At 45.9% G+C, this 331-nt stretch carries 1 protein-coding gene; it reads left to right on the forward strand.

All coding sequences use genetic code 11. The annotated features are described in order from the left end of the window. Positions 1-152: 152 nt before the first annotated feature. Positions 153-331, forward strand: a 179-nt coding sequence (tnpB, locus tag WFH18_RS18615; protein WP_415270679.1) for an IS66 family insertion sequence element accessory protein TnpB, incomplete at its 3' end; no start/stop codon positions are given.

Here is a 331-nt window from a genome sequence, read left to right on the forward strand (position 1 = left end):
ATTGCCTTATCCTGCTCTGCACCATTAGATCCTACTCCTACTGACATGTTAACGGTTCAAATTACTTTACCCCACTCAAAAGCAGAAATTGGCTTGAAATGGCAAGTATCAAAAATATCTGCTTTAGCAGAATTACTCAAGGCACTGGCAACATGATCCGTATCGATGAAATCTGGTTGTCTACCCAGCCCATGGACATGCGAGCAGGCATGGATACGGCCATGGCTCAGGTGGTGAGAGCCTTTGGCTACATCAAACCGCATTGTGCTTACCTGTTCTGTAATAAACGTGGCCATCGCATGAAAGTACTGGTGCATGATGGACTGGGGAT

It is taken from the genome of Acinetobacter sp. USHLN143 (genome assembly GCF_037145695.1).
Classification (GTDB): domain Bacteria; phylum Pseudomonadota; class Gammaproteobacteria; order Pseudomonadales; family Moraxellaceae; genus Acinetobacter; species Acinetobacter fasciculus.